General features: G+C 70.2%; 17 protein-coding genes. 6 read left to right on the forward strand and 11 right to left on the reverse strand.

Features of this window, described 5'->3' with window-relative positions; all coding sequences use genetic code 11:
* Positions 1-4 precede the first annotated feature (4 nt).
* The gene (locus ACEXQC_RS15590; protein ID WP_374824347.1) at positions 5-844 is read left to right on the forward strand and encodes an ABC transporter ATP-binding protein; all 840 of its coding nucleotides are present in this window, start codon (positions 5-7) and stop codon (positions 842-844) included.
* On the forward strand, positions 844-1,929 hold the full coding sequence (locus tag ACEXQC_RS15595) for a zinc-binding dehydrogenase (RefSeq protein WP_374824351.1): 1,086 nt from the start codon (positions 844-846) through the stop codon (positions 1,927-1,929). The genes ACEXQC_RS15590 and ACEXQC_RS15595 overlap by 1 nt, the downstream gene beginning before the upstream one ends.
* Before the next feature lie 31 nt (positions 1,930-1,960).
* Here ACEXQC_RS15595 and ACEXQC_RS15600 read toward each other — a convergent pair whose 3' ends face one another.
* Positions 1,961-2,431: a MarR family winged helix-turn-helix transcriptional regulator gene (locus tag ACEXQC_RS15600; RefSeq protein ID WP_374824354.1), complete on the reverse strand. Its 471-nt coding sequence runs from the start codon at positions 2,429-2,431 to the stop codon at positions 1,961-1,963.
* 131 nt (positions 2,432-2,562) lie between these two features.
* Here ACEXQC_RS15600 and ACEXQC_RS15605 point away from each other — a divergent pair, with 131 nt between their 5' ends.
* Positions 2,563-3,792 carry an acyl-CoA dehydrogenase family protein gene (locus ACEXQC_RS15605; protein WP_374824357.1) on the forward strand — a complete coding sequence of 410 codons (1,230 nt, stop codon included), beginning with the start codon at positions 2,563-2,565 and terminating at the stop codon, positions 3,790-3,792.
* A gap of 52 nt (positions 3,793-3,844) precedes the next feature.
* On the opposite strand, the gene ACEXQC_RS15610 is transcribed toward ACEXQC_RS15605, so the two are convergent.
* The 3 genes from ACEXQC_RS15610 to ACEXQC_RS15620 all read right to left on the reverse strand — a co-directional run bounded on the left by ACEXQC_RS15610 (position 3,845) and on the right by ACEXQC_RS15620 (position 7,123).
* Positions 3,845-4,339: a hypothetical protein gene (locus ACEXQC_RS15610; protein WP_374824360.1), complete on the reverse strand. Its 495-nt coding sequence runs from the start codon at positions 4,337-4,339 to the stop codon at positions 3,845-3,847.
* Between the two features lie 103 nt (positions 4,340-4,442).
* Positions 4,443-5,954, reverse strand: coding sequence for a Na+/H+ antiporter NhaC family protein (locus tag ACEXQC_RS15615; RefSeq protein ID WP_374824363.1), 1,512 nt, complete (start codon positions 5,952-5,954; stop codon positions 4,443-4,445).
* Positions 5,951-7,123 (reverse strand): aminotransferase class V-fold PLP-dependent enzyme, encoded by a 1,173-nt coding sequence (locus tag ACEXQC_RS15620; protein ID WP_374824366.1) that lies wholly within the window; start codon positions 7,121-7,123, stop codon positions 5,951-5,953. The genes ACEXQC_RS15615 and ACEXQC_RS15620 overlap by 4 nt, the downstream gene beginning before the upstream one ends.
* An 89-nt stretch (positions 7,124-7,212) precedes the next feature.
* Here ACEXQC_RS15620 and ACEXQC_RS15625 point away from each other — a divergent pair, with 89 nt between their 5' ends.
* Both ACEXQC_RS15625 and ACEXQC_RS15630 read left to right on the forward strand, forming a co-directional pair.
* Complete coding sequence (locus tag ACEXQC_RS15625; RefSeq protein ID WP_374824369.1) at positions 7,213-7,749, forward strand: helix-turn-helix domain-containing protein; 537 nt, start codon at positions 7,213-7,215, stop codon at positions 7,747-7,749.
* Positions 7,750-7,839: 90 nt separating this feature from the next.
* Positions 7,840-10,053, forward strand: a complete 2,214-nt coding sequence (locus ACEXQC_RS15630) for a S8 family serine peptidase (RefSeq protein ID WP_374824372.1) — start codon at positions 7,840-7,842, stop codon at positions 10,051-10,053.
* A 4-nt stretch (positions 10,054-10,057) separates the two neighbouring features.
* On the opposite strand, the gene ACEXQC_RS15635 is transcribed toward ACEXQC_RS15630, so the two are convergent.
* The 3 genes from ACEXQC_RS15635 to ACEXQC_RS15645 are packed head-to-tail and all read right to left on the reverse strand — an operon-like array spanning position 10,058 to position 13,057.
* On the reverse strand, positions 10,058-11,068 hold the full coding sequence (locus ACEXQC_RS15635; protein WP_374824375.1) for an alpha/beta fold hydrolase: 1,011 nt from the start codon (positions 11,066-11,068) through the stop codon (positions 10,058-10,060).
* Positions 11,065-12,303, reverse strand: a complete 1,239-nt coding sequence (locus tag ACEXQC_RS15640; protein WP_374824378.1) for an acyl-CoA dehydrogenase family protein — start codon at positions 12,301-12,303, stop codon at positions 11,065-11,067. Before ACEXQC_RS15640 ends, ACEXQC_RS15635 begins: the two co-directional genes overlap by 4 nt.
* A gap of 46 nt (positions 12,304-12,349) precedes the next feature.
* A complete protein-coding gene (locus tag ACEXQC_RS15645; RefSeq protein ID WP_374824381.1) occupies positions 12,350-13,057 on the reverse strand; it encodes an SDR family NAD(P)-dependent oxidoreductase in 708 nt (235 codons plus the stop codon).
* Positions 13,058-13,218: 161 nt separating this feature from the next.
* On the opposite strand from ACEXQC_RS15645, the gene ACEXQC_RS15650 reads away from it, so the two are divergent.
* On the forward strand, positions 13,219-14,709 hold the full coding sequence (locus ACEXQC_RS15650) for an amidohydrolase family protein (RefSeq protein WP_374824384.1): 1,491 nt from the start codon (positions 13,219-13,221) through the stop codon (positions 14,707-14,709).
* A gap of 12 nt (positions 14,710-14,721) precedes the next feature.
* Here the strand turns inward: ACEXQC_RS15650 and ACEXQC_RS15655 are convergent, their stop codons facing one another.
* From ACEXQC_RS15655 to ACEXQC_RS15670, 4 genes are all read right to left on the reverse strand, one after another.
* Positions 14,722-15,402 carry an HAD family hydrolase gene (locus tag ACEXQC_RS15655; RefSeq protein WP_374824387.1) on the reverse strand — a complete coding sequence of 227 codons (681 nt, stop codon included), beginning with the start codon at positions 15,400-15,402 and terminating at the stop codon, positions 14,722-14,724.
* A gap of 102 nt (positions 15,403-15,504) precedes the next feature.
* Positions 15,505-16,299 (reverse strand): endo alpha-1,4 polygalactosaminidase, encoded by a 795-nt coding sequence (locus tag ACEXQC_RS15660; protein WP_374824390.1) that lies wholly within the window; start codon positions 16,297-16,299, stop codon positions 15,505-15,507.
* Positions 16,296-17,630 (reverse strand): thymidine phosphorylase, encoded by a 1,335-nt coding sequence (locus tag ACEXQC_RS15665; protein ID WP_374824393.1) that lies wholly within the window; start codon positions 17,628-17,630, stop codon positions 16,296-16,298. Before ACEXQC_RS15665 ends, ACEXQC_RS15660 begins: the two co-directional genes overlap by 4 nt.
* Positions 17,631-17,668: 38 nt before the next feature.
* On the reverse strand, positions 17,669-18,562 hold the full coding sequence (locus ACEXQC_RS15670) for a DUF808 domain-containing protein (protein ID WP_374824396.1): 894 nt from the start codon (positions 18,560-18,562) through the stop codon (positions 17,669-17,671).
* Positions 18,563-18,564: the final 2 nt, after the last annotated feature.

Genomic DNA, 18,564 nt, shown 5'->3' on the forward strand with positions numbered 1-18,564 from the left:
TCCCATGACCGACAGCCCGAACCCCACCCCTGCCGCCTCACCAACCGCCTCGGTCCTCGCCGAGGCGACCGTGGTGGTCGACCACGTCTCGCACACCTACGGTCGCGGCGACACCGCGCACCACGCCATCCGCGATCTGGCCTTCTCGGTGCAGCCCCGCGAGTTCGTCTCGATCGTCGGGCCCTCCGGCGCCGGCAAGACCACGCTCCTGCGCACCCTGGCGGGGCTGCTGCAGCCCAGCGAGGGCGCCGTGTTCGTCAACGGCAAGCGCAACACCGGGGTGCCTGACGGCATGGCGATGGTGTTCCAGGACTACAGCCGCTCGCTGCTGCCGTGGCTGTCGGTCGAGAAGAACGTCGCGTTCCCCCTCGCCGGCTCGTCGCTCTCCAAGGCCGAGCGCACCGCCATCGTCGACGAGTCGCTCGAGGCCGTGGGGCTCAAGGGCTTCGAGAAGCGCTACCCGTGGCAGCTCTCCGGCGGCATGCAGCAGCGTGTGGCCATCGCCCGCGCTCTCGCCTACCGGCCCAAGCTGCTGCTCATGGACGAGCCGTTCGCCTCGGTCGACGCACAGACGCGCGAGGGCCTCGAAGACCTCGTGCTGTCGATCCGGGATCGCTACGACATGACCATCCTCTTCGTCACGCACGACATCGACGAGAGCGTCTACCTCGCCAACCGCGTGCTCGTGCTCTCGCGGCCGCCGGCCACTCTCGTGGAGGACATCCGCGTGGAGCTCGCCGAACCGCGCGACCAGATCACCACGCGGGAGGATCCGGCGTTCATCCACCTCCGCGGCCACGTGGCCCGGCTCATCCACAGCGGCGGTGCCCAGGAGACGGTCTGATGCGGAGCGTCGCCGCGGTGCTCACCGAGTTCGAGAGCCCCTTCTTCGTGGGGCCCGTCGAGCTGGCCGAGCCGGGGCCCGGGCAGCTCGTCATCCGCACCACCGCGGCGCCGTTCTGCTCCACCGACTGGATGGGGTGGCGGGCGATGCGGCGCAAGCAGCCGCCCGTCATCCTCGGGCACACGGCCGTGGGGGTGGTGGAGGCCGTCGGATCGGCCGTCGCGGATCTGGTGCCCGGCGACCGCGTGCTCGTGGCGGGCACACCCGAGTGCGGCGAGTGCTTCTACTGCGGCATCGGGCGGCCCGATCAGTGCTCGGTGCTCATGGACGGCACGGATCCCGTGGTCGCCACACTCTCCGACGGGCAGGAGGTGCGGGCCGCTGGGCGCGTGGGCGCATACTCGGAGCTCATCCTCGCCGACGCCTTCCAGGTGCACCGCCTGCCGGACTCGCTGCCGGACGAGGTGGCGTGCCTGCTCGGCTGCGGCATCTCGACCGCGTTGGGCGCGGTCTTCACGGTCGCCGAGGTGCAGCCGGGGCAGTCGGTGGCGATCGTGGGGCTCGGGCACCTGGGGCTGTGGGCCGTGCAGGCGGCGCGGCTGGCGGGTGCCGGGCGCATCATCGGCGTCGACGGGCACCCGGCCCGTCGCCGACTCGCGCTCGAGATGGGGGCGACGGATGCCGTCGACTCGGCCCGCGTCGATCCGGTGACCGCCGTGCAGCAGCTCACGTCGGGTCGGGGTGCGGATGTCGTGATCGAGGCGGCGGGCCCGGCCCTCGCCACGCGGCAGGCGGTCATGATGGCGCGGCGAGCCGGCACCATCGTGCTCGCGGGGGTGGCGCACTCCGCCACCGAGGTCGACCTCCCGCAGCTGCAGCTCACGGTGCACGGCAAACGCATCCTCGGCTGCCAGAACGGCCAGATCAGCCCCCGCCACGACATGCCGCGCTGGATGTCCCTCCTCGAGTCGGGTGCCCTCGACCCCTCCCCCTTCATCACCCGCCGCTACGCCCTCGCCGACATCGACACCACCCTCCGCCGCTCCCTCTCCCAAGACGACCTCACGGGAGTCCTCCTCCCCTGACCCGCCCTGCGTCGAGACCCGGGTGCGGGGGTCAGTCGGGGGTGGGGGTGCGGCGGGACTCGGCGGCGAGGGCCTCGGCGATCTCGGCGAGGACCTCCACGGCGATGGCGAGGCGCTCGTCGTCGGCGGTGGAGAGCGGGGCGAGGTGCTCGGCCCAGATGGTGCGGTAGCCGGCGAGGTTGGAGCGCGCGGTGTCTGTGGGGTAGACGCGCACCTCACGACCGTCGCCCGCGGCCGAGCGCTTCTCGGCGAGGCCCTTCTCCACGAGGGCCGCGATGCGCGCGCTCGTGTTGCTCTTGTGCTGGCCGAAGGTGCGCGCGATCTCGGTGACCGTGGTGCCCGGAGCCTCCATGAGGATGCGCATGATGTCGGCCTCGGAGCGCGTGATGTGGATGAGCCCCGCATGCGGCACGGTGACCTCGCGCTGCAGGTAGCGGAAGGATTCGATCACGCTTTCGCCCAGCTCACCGAGGAGCTCGGCGCGGGGCCGGGTGCCGGTCATCCGTCGAGTGTAGCGCGGGGCATCCGAGCCCCTTGCAGGACGAGCGGCCGATCCATATAGTTATAGCTACTATAAGTACCGAGTCTCGGCCGCCTGCCGGAACCGCAATGACGCGAATCGGAGAAGCACGCATGTCGCTCCTGCAAGACACCCCGATCACGGAGACCCCCACGGCCGACGACCTCGTCGAGTACGCCCGCGGTCTGCGCGACCGCCTGCGCGAACTGCAGCCCGAGCACGCGCGCCTCGGCACCTACTCAGAGGAGATCCACGAGGCCTTCGTGGCCGGCCGCCTCTACGACATCCTGCGCCCCAAGAGGTACGGCGGCCTCGAGCTCGGCCTCGAGACCTACTTCCGCGTGGCGATCGAGATCTCGCGCGGCGACCCCGCCGTGGGCTGGTCGTGGGAGCTCGGTTCGAGCCACGCCTACCAGTTCGCCTCGCACTTCCCCGAGCGCGCCCAGGAGGAGGCGTTCCGATCCGAGCCGTTCGTCTCGGCATCGCGCGCGTTCCCTCAGAAGGCCACGGTCACCGAGGTCGAGGGGGGCTACCGCCTCACCGGCCGCTGGGACTACAACTCCGGCTGCACCTTCAGCACCCACTTCATGCCCGTGGCGTTCGTGACGCAGGCCGACGGCTCCAAGCGGCCCTTCATGTTCATCCTCCCCCGCGAGGACTTCACCATCATCGACGACTGGGGCGAGGGCCGCACCATCGGCCTGCACGCCTCGAGCTCCAACTCCATCGAGATCCACGACGCGTTCGTGGCCGACTACAACGCGGTGCCGTTCAACTTCAAGGACATCGAGTGGGGAGACGAGGGCACTCCCGGCTACCAGCTGCACGAGAACCCGCTCTACCTCGGCCGCACCTCCTCCATCTTCATCGCGGGGCTCACCCAGACGATGGTGGGCTGCGCTCTCGCCTGCCGAGACGAGTACGAGCGCCTCATGGACCGCGGATCGAGCTTCCCTCCGCGCATCCCCCGCAGCGAGTCGCCCGAGTACCAGCTCTGGTATGGCAAGGCCGTCTCGCTCGCCGAGTCGTCGGCCACCCTGCTGCTCGCCGCCGTGCGCGAGTTCGAGCAGCTCAACCAGGCGTGGGTCGACGGCGGCCCCGAGTTCACCACGCGCGACGACGTGCGCATCCGCGGCCAGATCGTGCAGGCGGCGCGCCTCGCGCAGGAGGCCATCGACGTGGCCTTCTCCACGGCGGGCACCACCTCGGCGGGCCTCGCGGGCACCAAGCTCGGCAAGTACTACCTGGATGCGGCGATGTACCGCACGCACATCGGCGCCCAGCACGACGTGCTGCTGGCCTCTCTCGGCCGGGTGCTCCTCGGCCAGCCGCTCACCATGTGAGAGATGCCGATGGGCCGGTCCACAAGGTGGACCGGCCCATCGAAGACAGGATCTACTCGGAGGCCTTCCAGGTGGCCGCCTGGCCGTAGGAGACGGATTCGAGCGTCTCTCCGCTCTCGACCATCATGAGCTGGCAGCCCTCGGCCGTGCCGTCGACGATCTCGCCGAGGCCGTTGCAGTCGAAGCCGCCGCTGATGTCGATGATGTTGAGCGGGGTGACCTCTCCGCCTGTGGCCTTGCCCTTCCAGAGGTTCTCGTCGAAGTCGTCTCCCTCGGCCTGCACCTCGAAGCGCACGAAGTACGGGGTCTGGCCCGCGAGTTCGTCGAGCTCGATGTCGGCGACGTCGGAGGCCGGGCGCTCCTCGATGGAGGTGACGGTCACCGATCCGTTCGAGATGTCGACGCTGTCGCCGAGGCTCAGGTCGGCTGGAATGCCGCACGCCGCGAGCAGCAGAGCGACAGGTGCCGCGATGGCGGCCGATGCGATCGATCGCCGCAGTGTCGTGTGAGTGCGCGGTGCTTTGTGAGTGCGCAGTTCGCTGTGCATCGATCTCCCCTTTGTTCGTGTTCGGTCGAGCCGGTGCGGCTCTCCTCCAGACTGGTCGAGGAGCCGCACCGTCTCAATGGGGACAACTCCCCACCCCGATGGATCAGGCGGCGTCGGCCGTGACGGGTGCCACGGGAGTCCTCGACTCGGCCCCGTTCTCACCCTCGAAGCGACGGCCCCAGCCGGAGAGCACCGAGATGGCCACGACCACCGTGAGGGCCAGCGGATAGAAGGCCCCCAGGAAGATCGCGGGCGCCGCGACCTCGGGAACCCCCTCGTGGCCCTGGGTGAGCAGGCTCGCGATGAGCAGGAACGAGCTCACGATGGGCACCACCGAGCCGAGACCCAGCGTGAAGCCCTCCATCACGTTCGCGCGCCGGTACGGGTGCAGCCCCGCTGCGGCACCGATGCGGTCGGCGACCGGGCCGAACATGATCATCGAGGGCCCGTTGACGCCGGCGAAGACGGTCGCGGTGGCGAGCGCTCCGAGGCCGATCACGACCTCGGCTCCACGCGGGGTGCGGGCGAAGGCGGAGCGGCTCGCCGCGTTCACGATCGCGTCGAAGACACCGGCCTCCTGCATCACGCCGATCATGCCGAAGATCACGATGCCGAGCCCGATGAGCGGGATGATGTCGGCGATGCCGGCCACCAGGAACCCGCCAGGGGTGCCGTCGTCGTTCGCCGAGATGATGTCGGCCGGGTTGAGCAGCCCGGTGACGAGCCCCAGGATGGTGCCCGAGATGAGCCCCACGGTCGTCGCCAGGAAGATGTCGCGCTTCCAGAACGCCGTGAACAGCAGCAGGGCGATCGGGATGAGCATGATGAGCGGCAGCGGGCCGGCTCCGGTGGCGTCCACGATGTCGGAGGCGCTCAGGTCGGTGCCGGGCGAGACGATCGAGCCGATCACGAGGAACAGGATGGCGCTCACGGCCGCGGCCGGCAGCGCGAACTTGGCGCGCGACCGCACCACTCCGCCGATCTCCGCCGTGCCGATCTTGCGCCGGTAGCGCTGGGTCGACGCGGAGACGATCGTGGAGTCGGAGATGGGCGCGAGGCTGTCGCCGAAGAGCGCTCCGGAGAGGATGGCACCGGCGAGCAGAAGCGGATCCGCGCCGAGCAGCACACCGGCCGGGTAGAAGATCGGGAACGCCGTGAAGAGCGTTCCGATCGACGTTCCGGTGGACATCGAGATGGCGCAGGCCATGAGGAAGATGACGGCGATGAAGAGCCCGCCGCTCACCCCGAGCGTGCTGGCGAGCCAGACGAAGCCGCCCGAGACGTCGGTGGCGGTGATGAGCGCCGAGACGAGGCTCACCGCGAGCAGGATGAGCAGCAGCGTCACCGAGGGCCGCGACGAGACACCCGAGATCACGGCCTCCCAGAACCGGCTGTACTTGCGGGCGAAGAGCGCCGCGATGAGGATGCCCGCGAGTCCGGACGCGGTGAGCGCGTTCATGTCGAACACCGCGAAGATCACGAAGTAGGCGATGACGCCGATCAGGAAGATGAAGGGCGCCACGAGGGCACCGACGATCCCGATCCGGAACTTCAGCGGTTCCGTCGCCTCAGCGCTCCCGGCACCGGTGTGTGATGTGGTGGTGCTCTCGGTCATGACTGCTCCTTGGCTCGACGTGCGGTGGAGATGGCGGCGAGGGCGGCGGTGACGTCGCTCTCGGTGTTGTAGTAGTGCAGGGAGAGGCGCAGCAGTCGGCTGCGCGGAGCCGACATGACGCGGTGCTCGTGGATGGCGGCCGACAGGGCGACGGGGTCGTCGTCGTAGAGCGCTACCTGCGGGCCGCGCTGGTCGGGCGAGGCGGGCCGGCTGAGCTGCACACCCATCTCAGTGAGCCCGTCGGCGAGGAGGTCGGTGAGCCCGACCACGTGGGCCCAGCCGGCCTGCCGGTCGATCGACTCGAGCAGCGTGAGCCCGGCGCCGGCGGCGTACACGGCGGGGATGCCGGGGGTGCCGCTCTCGAAGCGCCTCGCGGTCTCGGGGTAGTCGACCAGGGTGGGGTCGAACGCGAACGGATCGACACGGCCGAACCAGCCGGTGAGCTCGGGTGCCCGCTCGCTCGTGATGCCGCCGCGCACGTAGAGGAACGCGACGCCCGCGAGGCCGAGCATGTACTTGAGCGATCCGGTGGTGAGGTAGTCGCAGTCGAGCGCCTTGACGTCGATGGGCACCACGCCGGCCCCCTGGTAGGCGTCGACGAAGACGCGGGCTCCCGCCTCGTGGGCGAGGGCGGTGATGGCGTCGACCTGGGCGCGCGATCCGTCGTGGTAGCTCACGAGCGGAACCGAGACGAGCCGCACGTCGCCATCGATGAGCGGTGCCCACGCGTCGACGTCGAGAGCGGCGAACCGGTCGTCGATCGAGCGGATCTCGGCACCGTTGGCCTGCTGCGCCCGCAGCACGTGCCCCACCGAGGGGAACTCGAGGGCCGAGGTCACGATGGCCCCGCCCTTCGACCAGTCGAAGCTCGACACCATCTGGTAGGCGGCCTCGGAGGCGGAGGAGACGATGGCGATCTCGTCGGGTGAGGCGTTGATGAAGGCCGCGAAGCGCCGGCGGAGGGACTCGACCTCGTCCATCCAGAGCCCCCACGGGGCGGCGGACTCGGTGATGGAGTCCGTCACAGCGCCGAGAGCCGCGGAGAGCTCGTTCGAGAGCGCCCCCTGGCTGCAGCTCGCGAGGTGCACCATCGAGTCGAGCGGCGGGAAGTTCGAGCGGAAGGACTCCGCCGAGAAGGCGGTCGCCTGAAGGGGGTACGTCGTCGTCATGGACGCGACTCTAACCCCATCCATCACCTGGGTGAAAGAGAGTTAACGTGATTGAAATATGCGGATCGGCGGGATCGTAGAATCACCCTATGACCTTCCGAATCCGCGAGATCCGCGCGCAGAGGGGCCTGACCGTCGCGCAGCTCGCCGCCGCGGCCCACGTGTCGAGCGGTCTCATCAGCCAGGTCGAGCGCGACCTCGCCGATCCGAGCCTCGAGACGCTGCGGCAGATCGCGCGAGTGCTCGAGGTGCCGCTCTTCGAGCTCTTCGTCGACGACGAGGAGTCGGGCCGTGTGGCCGTGATGCGGCAGGGGGAGCACATCGAGATCACCGCGCCGGCGACCTCGATCACCTACACGCGGCTGTCGAAGCCCCGCGGTCAGCTCGAGGTGCTCCAGGGCGACATCGCGCCGGGAGGCGAGTCGAGCACCGAGCCGCGCAGCCACGCCTCGGAGGAGTGCATCGTGGTGGTGGCGGGCACCCTGTCGATCGACGTGGACGGCGGCACCGTGGTACTGCAGGCGGGCGACAGCTGCCACTACGACTCGCGGTTGCCGCACCGTCTCTTCAACGCGAGCGCGAAGCCCGCCACGTACATCGTGGCCATCACGCCGCCCAGTTACTGATCGCCGAGCGCCGGGCTGACCTCGACCGGGCTCGTGACCTCGGCGCACGGATGCGCTAAGTTCGGCTCGGGGCACACGATGGGGGAGATCATGGCGATTCCGATGACGACGATCGCGCGATGCGCAGCGGCGGCGATGGCGGCGGGCATCGTGCTGGCCGGGGTGAGCGGGGCCGCGGCGGCACCGGCCGGGGAGGGCGACGACAAGCTCTCGGGGCGGTTGTCCATCCTCTCCGAGCTCCCGACCTCGAGCGATCCCGCCGAGGCGCAGTCCCAGATCGAGGCGACCTTCGACTCCCTCGCGGTCGCCGCGTCCGGCCCCGGCAGCCTGCAGGTCACCGGTGACAGCGTCGCCGTGACGGTCTACTACTCGGCCCCTCCCACGGCCTCCGACATCGCGTCACTCGAGGCCCTCGGCACCGTGCGCGCCGTGGCCGCGAAGTACCTCGTGGTCGATGCCTCGGTGCCCACCGGGCAGCTCACCGCGGTGGCTGCACTGCCGAACGTGACGGCCGTGGAGGAGAACCCCGTTCCGCTCACGAGCGGATCCGCGACGGCGGCACGGGAGTCATCGGCGCCCGCAGCTCCCGCCGCTGCCGCAGCTCCGGACGGTCCGGACGACTCGTGCCGCGCCGTGCCCGCCAACCTCGCCGATCCGCTCAACGTGCCCCTCGCCCGCGAGCTGTACGGGGTCGACGGCACCGGCGTGCGCGTGGGCATCATCTCCGACTCGTTCGACAGGGCCAGGTCGCCCCGCCCCACCACCCCCGACGAGGACATCTCCCTCGGCATGCTCCCTGGCCCCGGCAATCCCTGCGGCTACACGCAGCCCGTCGAGGTGCTCAAGGACACGTCCGTGCCCGGCGGTCTCGCCGACGAGGGCCGCGCGATGGCGCAGCTCATCCACAGCATCGCCCCGGGCAGCACGCTGATGTTCTCGACCGGTGACGGCCCCGCCGACTTCGCGAGCTCCGTGGAGGAGCTCGCCGAGGCCGGGGCCGACATCATCGTCGACGACATCGGGTACCTCAACGAGCCGATGTTCCAGGACGGCCCGGTCTCCAACTCGGTGAGCGACGCGGTCGCCCTCGGCATCCCGTTCTTCACAGCTGCGGGCAACGACACCTCGATCGGTCTCGGGGGCGCGAGCGAGGGGGCGGTCATCTCGTCGTGGGAGACACCGGAGTACCGCCCGATGGAGTGCCCCACCACCATCGATGTCGGGCTCGCCGAGCTCGGCATCACCGCGGCCGACTGCCTCGACTTCGATCCGGGCGCCGGCGAGGACGCCACGGATTCGCTCTACCTCCCGAACCTCGCATCGGTGGGTGGATCCCAGTCGTTCATGCTGCAGTGGGGCGAGCCGCTCGGCGCGGCCGAGACGAGGCTGCTGGGCGCCTTCGTCGACTCGACCGGGACCCTCGTGGCGCTCACCCCGCCGCCCACCGACGGCTTCCCGGTGCAGTACGGCAACTTCGCACCCTCCGGCGGCACCTACGACTTCATCGTGGTGCGCGACACCAGCACGGGTGCGCCCACCTCGCTGCCGCGCGTGAAGGCGATCTTCACGGGCGGCAACGTGTGGCAGGCCGAGTACTTCGAGAGCCGCGACGGCGACATCGTGGGGCCCAGCATCTACGGCCACGCCGGCACCCCCGCAGCCGTGGGGGTCGCCGCCGCCTCAGCCCAGACACCCACGACACTCGAGCGGTTCAGCGGCACCGGCCCGATCACCCTCTACTTCGAGCCCTACCCCGGCACGGATGCACTCCCGGCACCATTCCGAGTGGGGGCGCCGACACTCACGGGCGTCGACGACGGATGGACGGACTTCTTCGGAGAACCGGTCGAGGGCCAGGAGGGCGTCTACTCATTCACGGGCACCTCGGCCGCCGCCCCGTCGGTGGCCGCCGTCGCCGCTCTCGGCCTGCAGCTGCGACCGGCCGCCACCGAGGCGGCGGTGCGCTCCGCCCTTCTGTCGACCGCCCAGGAGATCCCGGGCATCGTGCCCTCGGTGACCGCCGAGGACTCGGCCGGTGCAGGCCTCGTGGACGCCGCCGGGTTCCTCGCGGCGCTGCCCGAGCCGGCTCCCGAACCGACACCGGCACCGACTCCCGTGCCGTCACCCGCACCTGTGCCGACCCCCGCGCCCGTGCCGGTTCCCGCCGGAGGCCCCTCGGCGGAGCTCGCGGCCACCGGAGCGGCGGCGGGCACCGCGCCCGCGATCACGGCCATCGGATCGGCGCTCGCGATCGCTCTGCTCGCGCTCGGCACGGTCACGGTGCTCGCCCGCCGGAGGGCGTGATCCGTCAGGAGATCCGGGCGATCCAGTCCAGGATCGGCACGATGGCCTCGTCGGAGTTCTTCTCGAGCATCATGGCGTGGCCATTGCCGCGCACGCCGTGCTCCCCGAGGTTGAGGAACTCAGCGCTCCCACCCGCGGCGTTCACGAAGTCGACCATGAGCGGCGCCCAGGCCGTGAACGGCGAGGTCTCCCCCACCACCACCACGACGGGCAGGTCCACGAGCGCCGGGAGGGTGTGCCGACCCGGTGCGGCGGTCACGGCCGCCTCGAAGGCCGCCGCATCCGCCACGGGGGGCTCGTACCGCAGCGGAGCCGCGGCGATGCCCCAGTCGAGGCGCGTTCCCGGCCCGAACTCGTGGAACGGCGGGCCCATCGGCTCGATCGCCACGTGCGCCTTCACGAGCTCCGGTCGGGCGTCGGCCACGAGCCAGCCCGTGGGGCCGCCCGCCGAGTGCGTCACGAGCACAGCGGGGCCGATCCGGTCGAGCAGTCGGCTGACCCTGTCCTGGTCCATGCGGTGCGACTCGGCGAGATCGGCGGGGAGGAAGCCCATGCCCGCAGTCAGCTGGTCGAGCAGCGGATCGCCGATGCCGCCGCTCCAGGGAGCCTGGTCGTGGCCGGGGATGCCGGTGTCGAAGAGCCCCATCGACATCTCGTAGCTGAACTGGGCGCCTGGCGCCCCCACGACGTCGGGGTGCGACCAGGAGCGGCCGTGGGCCGGACGATCGACGAGATACACGAGGTACCCGGCATCCACGAACAGGTCGGCCCAGCCGGGGCGGCCGTCCGGCGTGCCGCGCCAGTCGGTGATCTGACCGCCGCCGCCGTGCACGAGCACGAGCGGGTAGGGCCGAGTGATCTCCTCCGGCGCCTCCCACTCCACGAAGAGGGGCGCGCGCTGCACCGTGCCGCGCTCGCCCTCCACCCGCTCGCCCATGATCCAGAAGTGGCCGCGCCGCACGGAGCGGACGGGGTAGTGCGCGAGTTCCCGGGGCAGCTGTGCCGCCCCGCTCACATCAGGCCCAGCGACTGGCGGGCGATCAGCTGGAACGTCGCATCCCGCAGCTGCGGGTTGCGGTGGCCGGCCGCCTGCGCCATGTCGCGGAAGATCTGCTCGAACCGCTCGCCCTTCTTCGAGGCCGAGGCGCCGATGGTGCGGTAGAGATCCCGCTCCACCACCTCCCAGGCCTGGATGATGACCTCGCGGCCGATCGCACCGAGAATGGCATCCGTCTCCTGCGAGAAGGATGCGGCGCCGCTCACGTTGTCGGCGGCGGCCTCCTGCCACTTCTCGAGCGCCTTGAAGGTCGCGGCCTCACCGGTGGCGAGCTTCGCGATGGCGCCGCCGTAGTAGCGCAGGAAGTCGGGGTCCTGGCTGCGCAGCACGAAGGGCGGGATCGTGGTCTTGCGCGTCGTCATCTGCTCGGCGTACTCGTCGAGCGCGCCGTAGGCACCGCCGAGGCAGAGCACGGCGAGCGCGAGCCCGAACGAGCTCATGTGCCTCGCGGAGTACATCGAGTTGCCGTAGGCGCGCGATCCGGGGCTGTCGCCGTCGAAGGCGTAGTCCATGAGGTCGGCGTCCTCCACGAGGAAGCGCTCGGGCAGGAACGTGCCGTCGAACCGGATGCTGTTCGAGCCCGACGAGCTCAGGCCGATCATGTTGCCCCAGTCGTCGAGGATCTCGAACGTCTCCCGGGGTGCGATGAACAGGCCGAGCCGGGGCCCTCCCCGCTCCGCCTGGCCCGGCAGGCGGCACTGGCCGAGGAAGTAGGTCGACCACGGGATGCCGGAGCAGTAGTTGACGACGCCGTTGAGCTCCCAGCCGCCCTCCACGGGAGTGGCGGCCACGGTGGGGGCGTACATCGACGCGGCGCGGAAGTTGCCGCCGTCGTACACCTCCTCGTGGATCTCCTCGGGGAACCAGTTCGCGAACATGAGGGCGTGGTTGGCCGAGAGGCAGAAGCTCCAGGCGATGCCCATGTCGGCACGGGCGATCTCCTGCACGACCTTGAAGAAGGTCACCGGGGTCACCTCGAGCCCGCCGTGGGCGCGCGGGATGTACATCCCGTAGAAGCCCTCCTCGTCGAAACGACGGCGGAGCCCCTCGGGGATGTGGGTGACCTCCTGGCCTTCGGCGGAGTACGAGATGATCTCGTCCCTCATGGCACGGGCGGTGGCGACGAGTCGCTTCTCCACGGCAGCCGGATCCTCGTGGATCCCGGTCACTCTGGCTTCCTCGGTGATGGTCATCGTGCGTTCCTTTCGTCGTTGAAAAGGCACCCGTGCGGGTGTCGGGTCAGGTGATCGACCAGCCGCGGTCGACGTAGAGGTTGACCGCGGAGACACCGCGGTTGCGGAGGAGGAACTGCGTGGCGCCCACGACGTCCTCCATGGTGGCGAGCTTTCCGCCCGGGGTGCGGCTCTCGTAGCCGTCGAGCACTCCGGCCGGCTTGCCCGCCCAGAACGGGCTGTCCCCGATGATGCCGGGGTGCAGCGCATTGACGCGCATGGGGGCGAGTTCGAGGGCCAGCGTGGTCACGAGGCCCGTGACCCCTCCGTTGATGGAGGAGACGGTGGTGGAGCCCGGGTAGGGCAGATCCTTCGCCCGGCCGCCGAACAGCACGATGCCGGTGTCGACCGTGGGGTCGAGCCGGTCGAGCAGGGCGTGCACGGTCTCGGTGTAGCCCACGAGCTTGAGGGTCACGAGGCGGATGGCGCGCTCGATGTCGTAGTCGCGGATGGTGTTCTGGTCGCGCTCGATGGCGGCGAGCACGAGGCCGTGCGCCTGGCCGACGGGCTTGAGCTGCTCGGCGATGGTCCTCGGCTCGGAGATGTCGAGGGCGATGCCCGTGGCGGAGGAGCCGAGCGTCGCGGCGATCTCCTCGGTGCGGGTCTGGTCCCGGCCGGTGATCACCACGCTGTCGCCCTGCGCGATGCAGTCCTTCGCGAGTTCCAGTCCGATGCCCGAGGTGCCCCCGACAATCACGATGGTTCGATCGCTCACTTCAACCAGCCCTTCTTCGCGCGTGTTCGTTGTACACACTATAACTAAATGTGCGTTTATATTGTCCGACAATTATGACAAGCTCTACTCGACAGCCTGTGCAGCAACGCTTAATGTGAACTCAGCAGTGAATCGCAAGTCAAGGAGGATGAGCGCCCACCATGTCCAGTACCCCTACCCCCCGGCCCGATCAGCCCATCGTGTTCCGGAACGCCATCGTCCTCACCATGGACGACGCCCACACCATCATCCCGCGCGGCGACGTGCTCGTGATCGACGGGAAGATCGCTGATGTCGGCGTCGACCTGGCCGTGCCGGACGGCGCCTTCGAGATCGACGCCAAGGGCGGGATCGTCATGCCCGGCATGGTCGACACGCACCGCCACATGTGGCAGACCGCCATGCGCGGCTACGGCGCCGACTGGACCCTCACGCAGTACTTCGTGTGGTACTACCTCGAGCACGGCATGAAGTTCCGCCCGCAGGACGTAGCGGCGGGCAACCTCGTCTCGGCGCTCGATGCCGTGGAGTCCGGCGTCACCACGAGCGTCGACTGGTCTCACGGCCTGCGCACGCCCGAGCACGGAGAGGCGGCGCTCGACGCGCTCGCCGGCTCGCCCGGCCGCTTCGTCTTCGCCTACGGCAACCTCGCCGCCGCCCCCTGGGAGTGGACGAAGGATCCCGAGGTGCGCCGCCTCGTGGAGCGCGCTCGCGACGACTCGCGCCTGTTCGGCGCTCAGCTCGCCTTCGACGTGCCTGCCGCCGAGGAGGACTTCCTCGAGAAGGCCGCCTTCGAGGCGGCCCGCGAGCTCGGCGTGGGTGTCACCACCCACGTGGGCGTGTGGGGAGCCACCGACGACACCGGTGTGCGCCGCATGTACGAGAACAAGGTCATGGATCCCGGCACCGTCTACGTGCACGCCGCGAGCCTCAACGACGAGTCGTACCAGATGATCGCGGGCACCGGCGGCACCGTCTCGCTCTCCACCGAGAGCGAGCAGACGTGCGGCCAGGGCTACCCGCCGGCGCACGCTCTGCGTCGCCACGGCATCCAGACCTCGCTCTCGGTCGACACGAGCGTGTGGTTCAGCGCCGACATGTTCGCGGCCATGCGCTCCACCATCGGCGCCGACCGGTCGTTCGAGCACCTGATCGCCCACGAGAAGGGCGAGACCGTGACCCACGCCGTGCTGCGGGTGGAGGACGTGGTGGACTGGGCGACCCGTGGCGGCGCCAAGGCGCTCGGCAAGTTCGACCAGATCGGCAGCCTCGAGAAGGGCAAGCTCGCCGACATCGTGCTGCTCAAGAACGACGACTCGCCCACCATGACCCCGATCGTGAACCCCTACGGCCACGTGGTCTACCAGGTGGGTCGCGGCGACGTGCACACCGTGCTCGTGGGCGGCGAGGCCGTGAAGTTCGACGGCAAGCTCACCGGCGGCCACCTGCCCTCGGTGCGCGCGAAGCTCGAGGACACGGTCGCCTACCTGCAGGGCGAGCTCGGCGAGGAGACCTGGAAGTCGGGCATGAACCCCGAGATCCCCGAGGTCGAGATCCTCACGAACCCGTACCAGTACCTCAAGGACGACGCCGAGCAGCCGGCCGCTGCGGAGGCTGCCCCCGCGGCACCCGCCCACTCGCACGCCCACTGATCGGGCGGGCGGTCAGGCGACGATGTCGAGCAGCTCCTCGAGGCTGTCGATGACATGGGTCGCCCCGGCCGCGCGCAGTGCGTCCCGACCCCGCCCCGCTTCCGCGGTGGCGGGGTCGAACACTCCCACGGGCGTGTAGCCCGCGGCCGACGCCGATCGCAGGTCGTCAGGCGCATCCCCCACGAAGTAGGCGATCGGGCGCACCGGGCGGTGCCTCAGCAGCAGTTCGAAGGTGTCCGACACCGCGGTGTCGACCGAGTTCCAGACCGCGGGCACCGCGAGCGAGCGCTGGTCGAAGCGCACCGCGGCGGTCGACGCCGACGAGATCACGCCGAGCCAGGCTCCGGCACCCCTGAGCGCACCGAGGCACTCCACGGCGCCCTCCCTGAGGTGGGCGCGCACGGCGGCGAGCTCCACGGCCCACTCCTCCTCGGCGCCGGGCAGGTCGCCCGTCTCCACCCCGAGGCGCTCGAACAGCTCACCCATCGGCAGCCGGAACCGCACAGCGAACTCGGCCTCCCCGAGGGCGGGCAGGCCACGGCGCACGAGCACGTGGTTGAGGGCGGCGCGAGCGCGATCGGCATCCACCACGATGGTGCCGTTCCAGGCGAACATCACCATCGTCTCGCAGAGCCTCGAGTCGATCTCGGGCACGCCGGTGCGGCCCGACCCTCGACCCGCGACGCCACCCATGCCGACCATCCTCCGTGCCCGAAGCGGCCTGCACGCGTCGCCGCAACCCAATGTCGGGTGAACGGGAGGTGAAGTCGCGGGCGGCTGCTCTCGGGCTGGGCGTCAGCAGTGCTCGTAGACGTGGGCGGGGTCGCCCGCGGGGGTGAGGTCGCGGTCGCGCAGCACCGTGCCCGCCGGTCGTTCGGGGTCGGTGCAGATCTGCTCGATGGAGCCCTCGTACTCGATGTCGATGACCTGCTGCCCGTAGGCATCCGTGTACGCGCCGCACTCCTCGTAGTGAACGCACTCCTCGGCCACGGCGAAGTCGAAGTCCACGTCGTCGCGCCCCCTCTCGCCGAGCTGCGGCGTGTTCTTCTGGCCCGCGGCGAGCCCCGAGGCGTGCGCCCGGTCGACCAGGAGGGTCGCGAAGGCCACCGCCTCCTCGAGGCCGAAGGCGCCGCCCGAGCGGGTGTACGAGTCGAGGTTGTCGAACTCCACGGCCTCGAAGCCGTCGTCGGCGCATCCCTCGATCGCTCGCCCGATCTCGGCGGCCGCGCGCTCCCGGTTCTCGGCGGTGCGGATGTCGAGGAGCCGCTCGTCGGGCCAGCCGGGGTCGAACACCTCGGCTCCGGATGCGTCGTGCAGCACGAGCTCGCTCGGCCAGTCCGCGCCGGGCTGGGTCTGGAAGCCGTTGACGTAGCAGATGCTGTAGATCCCCTCCGCCGGCTCGTCGGTGCTGTCGCGCGCCACGACCGTCACGCCGTCCGGCGGAGGGTAGGCACCACCGAGCTGGTAGTCCACGACCGCGTCAGCGGGCAGCGGTGCCACCCCGGCCTGTCCGACCCCCGACGCCGCGCACCCTGTGAGCACGAGGGCGAGAGTCGTGGCGGCCAGCGGGACGAGCGCCCCGCGTCTCACCTGGCGACGATCTTCTCGATGACGATGGGGAGGGCGGGCGCTGCGGGCTCCACCGAGACGGTCATCGCGGCCAGAACGCGGGCGGCAGCCCGCTCCCACTCTGCCTCGCTCCGCGCATGCACCACGCAGATCGGCGCCTCAGGCCCGACCGCGTCGCCGAGCTGCGCGAACCGGCTGAAGCCCACCGTGAAGTCGATGTCGTCCTCGGGCTTCTGCCGCCCGCCGCCGAGCTCCACGAGCGTGAGCCCCACCTCGGTGGTGTCCATCGCGGCGAGGAACCCCGCGGTGGCCGGGACGACCGGGCGGATGACGGTGGCCGTCGGCAGGATCGCGCGCGCATTCTGCACGAGGTCGGCCGGGCATCCCTGAGCGGCCATGATCTCGCCGAACTTCTCGGCCGCTCGCCCCGACTCCAGCTGCTCGAGCGCGATCGCACGTGCCCCGGCGGCGTCGCCCGCGAGGCCCGCCATCGCGATGATCTCGGAGCACAGCTCGAGCACGAGCTCGAGCACCCGCGGGTCGCGCTCGGCCCCGGTGAGGAAGTCGATCGTCTCGATCATCTCGACGGCGCTGCCCACGGTCGTGCCGAGCACCGAGTTGAGCTCGGTGATCATGATCACGCTCGGGATGCCCGCGCCCGTCGCCACGTTCGACATCGAGTTCGCGAGCTCGCGCGCCCGATCGAGCGTGTGCATGAACGCGCCGTTGCCGCAGCCCACCGAGATCACGACGCCAGAGGGGTTGGCCGCGAGCTTCTTCGACATGATCGAGCCGGTGATGAGCGCCACGCTCTCGACCGTGGCCGTGGTGTCGCGCACCTTGAAGATCGTGCCGTCTGCCGGTGCGAGTTCCGGGCTCGGGCCGATGATCGCGCCTCCCGTGCGGGCGACCGTGTCGACGAAGGTCTGCACGCTCGGTGCACCCTGGTAACCGGGCACCGAGTCGAGCATGTCGATCTCGCCCGGGCAGTAGTCGAGCCCCCAGGCCGACATGTTCGGGATGAAGACACCGGCGGCCGCCACGATCGGCACCACGAGCAGGGTGATCTTCTCGTCTCCCACCCCGCCCGAGGAGTGCTTCTCGATCACCTTGGAGTGGTCGACGCCCGCGGCGGTCCAGTCGGCCACGGTGCCCGAGTCGCGCATGGCGAGCACGAGGTCCACGATCTCGCGGGTGGTCATGCCGTTGAGGTAGGTGGCCATCGTGTAGGCGCCGATCTGCGCCTCACCCACCTCGCCCGTGCCGATGCCGGCTACGAACGAACGGATGTCCTCGGTCGACAGCTCGAGTCCATCGCGCTTCCTGCGGAGCACTTCCTGGGCTTGGAACATCGGGATCCTCTCGTCAGGGGATGTCAGTGCGCGACGGGTCAGTGCGCGGCGGCGGCCGTCTCGCGGCGCGGCAGCACGCGCTTGATGCCCGTGATGATGAGCACGATGAGCATGCCGAGCACGAGTCCGAAGACGGCCGACATCGCGGTGTCGGCGATCCACACCACCACGGGGCCCGCACCCTCCACGGCGTGGGTCACGACGTGCAGCAGGTCGTAGGGTCCGTGCCAGAAGGTCTCGGCGAGGTTGGCGATCACGAGGTGGCCACCCACCCAGAGCATGGCCACGGTGCCCACGATGCTGATCACGCGGAACACGGCGGGCATCGACGCCACGATGCGGGCCCCCGTGCGGCGCACCCGCCTGGTGGGGCTCTTCATGAGCCTGAGGCCCACGTCGTCGATCTTCACGAGCAGGGCCACGGCACCGTAGACGATCACGGTCATGCCGAGGCCGATCACCACGAGGGATCCGAGCGTCATCCAGATGCCGAAGTCGGGGTCGAGGCTCGCGAGGGCGATGAGCATGATCTCGGTGCTCAGGATGAGGTCGGTGCGGATGGCGCCGAACACGAGCTTCTTCTCATCCCGAGCCCCCTCGTCGTGGGCACCGTGGTGCACCCCGAACCACTCGGTCACCTTCTCCGCACCCTCGAAGCACAGGTACGTTCCGCCGATGATGAGCAGGAACGGCAGCACCCAGGGCGCGAAGGCCGAGAGCAGCAGGGCGAGCGGGATGATGATGATGAACTTGTTGAAGAGGCTGCCGAGCGCGATCCTCCACACCACGGGCAGCTCGCGCGCCGGCGTGAGGCCCTGCACGTACTGCGGTGTGACGGCGGCGTCGTCGATCACGACGCCGGCGGTCTTGGCGCTGGCCTTGAGGGCGGCGGTCAGGATGTCGTCGACGACGGCGAGCAGTCCGACGGACATGC

This window comes from Herbiconiux liukaitaii, assembly GCF_041927495.1.
GTDB lineage: Bacteria > Actinomycetota > Actinomycetes > Actinomycetales > Microbacteriaceae > Herbiconiux > Herbiconiux liukaitaii.

Bases quoted from the DNA above. Each gene is read 5' to 3' on its own strand.
- ACEXQC_RS15590 (WP_374824347.1), top strand. From the start codon at position 5: ATGACCGACAGCCCGAACCCCACCCCTGCCGCCTCACCAACCGCCTCG.
- ACEXQC_RS15595 (WP_374824351.1), top strand. From the start codon at position 844: ATGCGGAGCGTCGCCGCGGTGCTCACCGAGTTCGAGAGCCCCTTCTTC.
- ACEXQC_RS15600 (WP_374824354.1), bottom strand. From the start codon at position 2,431: ATGACCGGCACCCGGCCCCGCGCCGAGCTCCTCGGTGAGCTGGGCGAA.
- ACEXQC_RS15605 (WP_374824357.1), top strand. From the start codon at position 2,563: ATGTCGCTCCTGCAAGACACCCCGATCACGGAGACCCCCACGGCCGAC.
- ACEXQC_RS15610 (WP_374824360.1), bottom strand. From the start codon at position 4,339: ATGCACAGCGAACTGCGCACTCACAAAGCACCGCGCACTCACACGACA.
- ACEXQC_RS15615 (WP_374824363.1), bottom strand. From the start codon at position 5,954: ATGACCGAGAGCACCACCACATCACACACCGGTGCCGGGAGCGCTGAG.
- ACEXQC_RS15620 (WP_374824366.1), bottom strand. From the start codon at position 7,123: ATGACGACGACGTACCCCCTTCAGGCGACCGCCTTCTCGGCGGAGTCC.
- ACEXQC_RS15625 (WP_374824369.1), top strand. From the start codon at position 7,213: ATGACCTTCCGAATCCGCGAGATCCGCGCGCAGAGGGGCCTGACCGTC.
- ACEXQC_RS15630 (WP_374824372.1), top strand. From the start codon at position 7,840: ATGGCGATTCCGATGACGACGATCGCGCGATGCGCAGCGGCGGCGATG.
- ACEXQC_RS15640 (WP_374824378.1), bottom strand. From the start codon at position 12,303: ATGACCATCACCGAGGAAGCCAGAGTGACCGGGATCCACGAGGATCCG.
- ACEXQC_RS15650 (WP_374824384.1), top strand. From the start codon at position 13,219: ATGTCCAGTACCCCTACCCCCCGGCCCGATCAGCCCATCGTGTTCCGG.
- ACEXQC_RS15655 (WP_374824387.1), bottom strand. From the start codon at position 15,402: ATGGGTGGCGTCGCGGGTCGAGGGTCGGGCCGCACCGGCGTGCCCGAG.
- ACEXQC_RS15665 (WP_374824393.1), bottom strand. From the start codon at position 17,630: ATGTTCCAAGCCCAGGAAGTGCTCCGCAGGAAGCGCGATGGACTCGAG.
- ACEXQC_RS15670 (WP_374824396.1), bottom strand. From the start codon at position 18,562: ATGTCCGTCGGACTGCTCGCCGTCGTCGACGACATCCTGACCGCCGCC.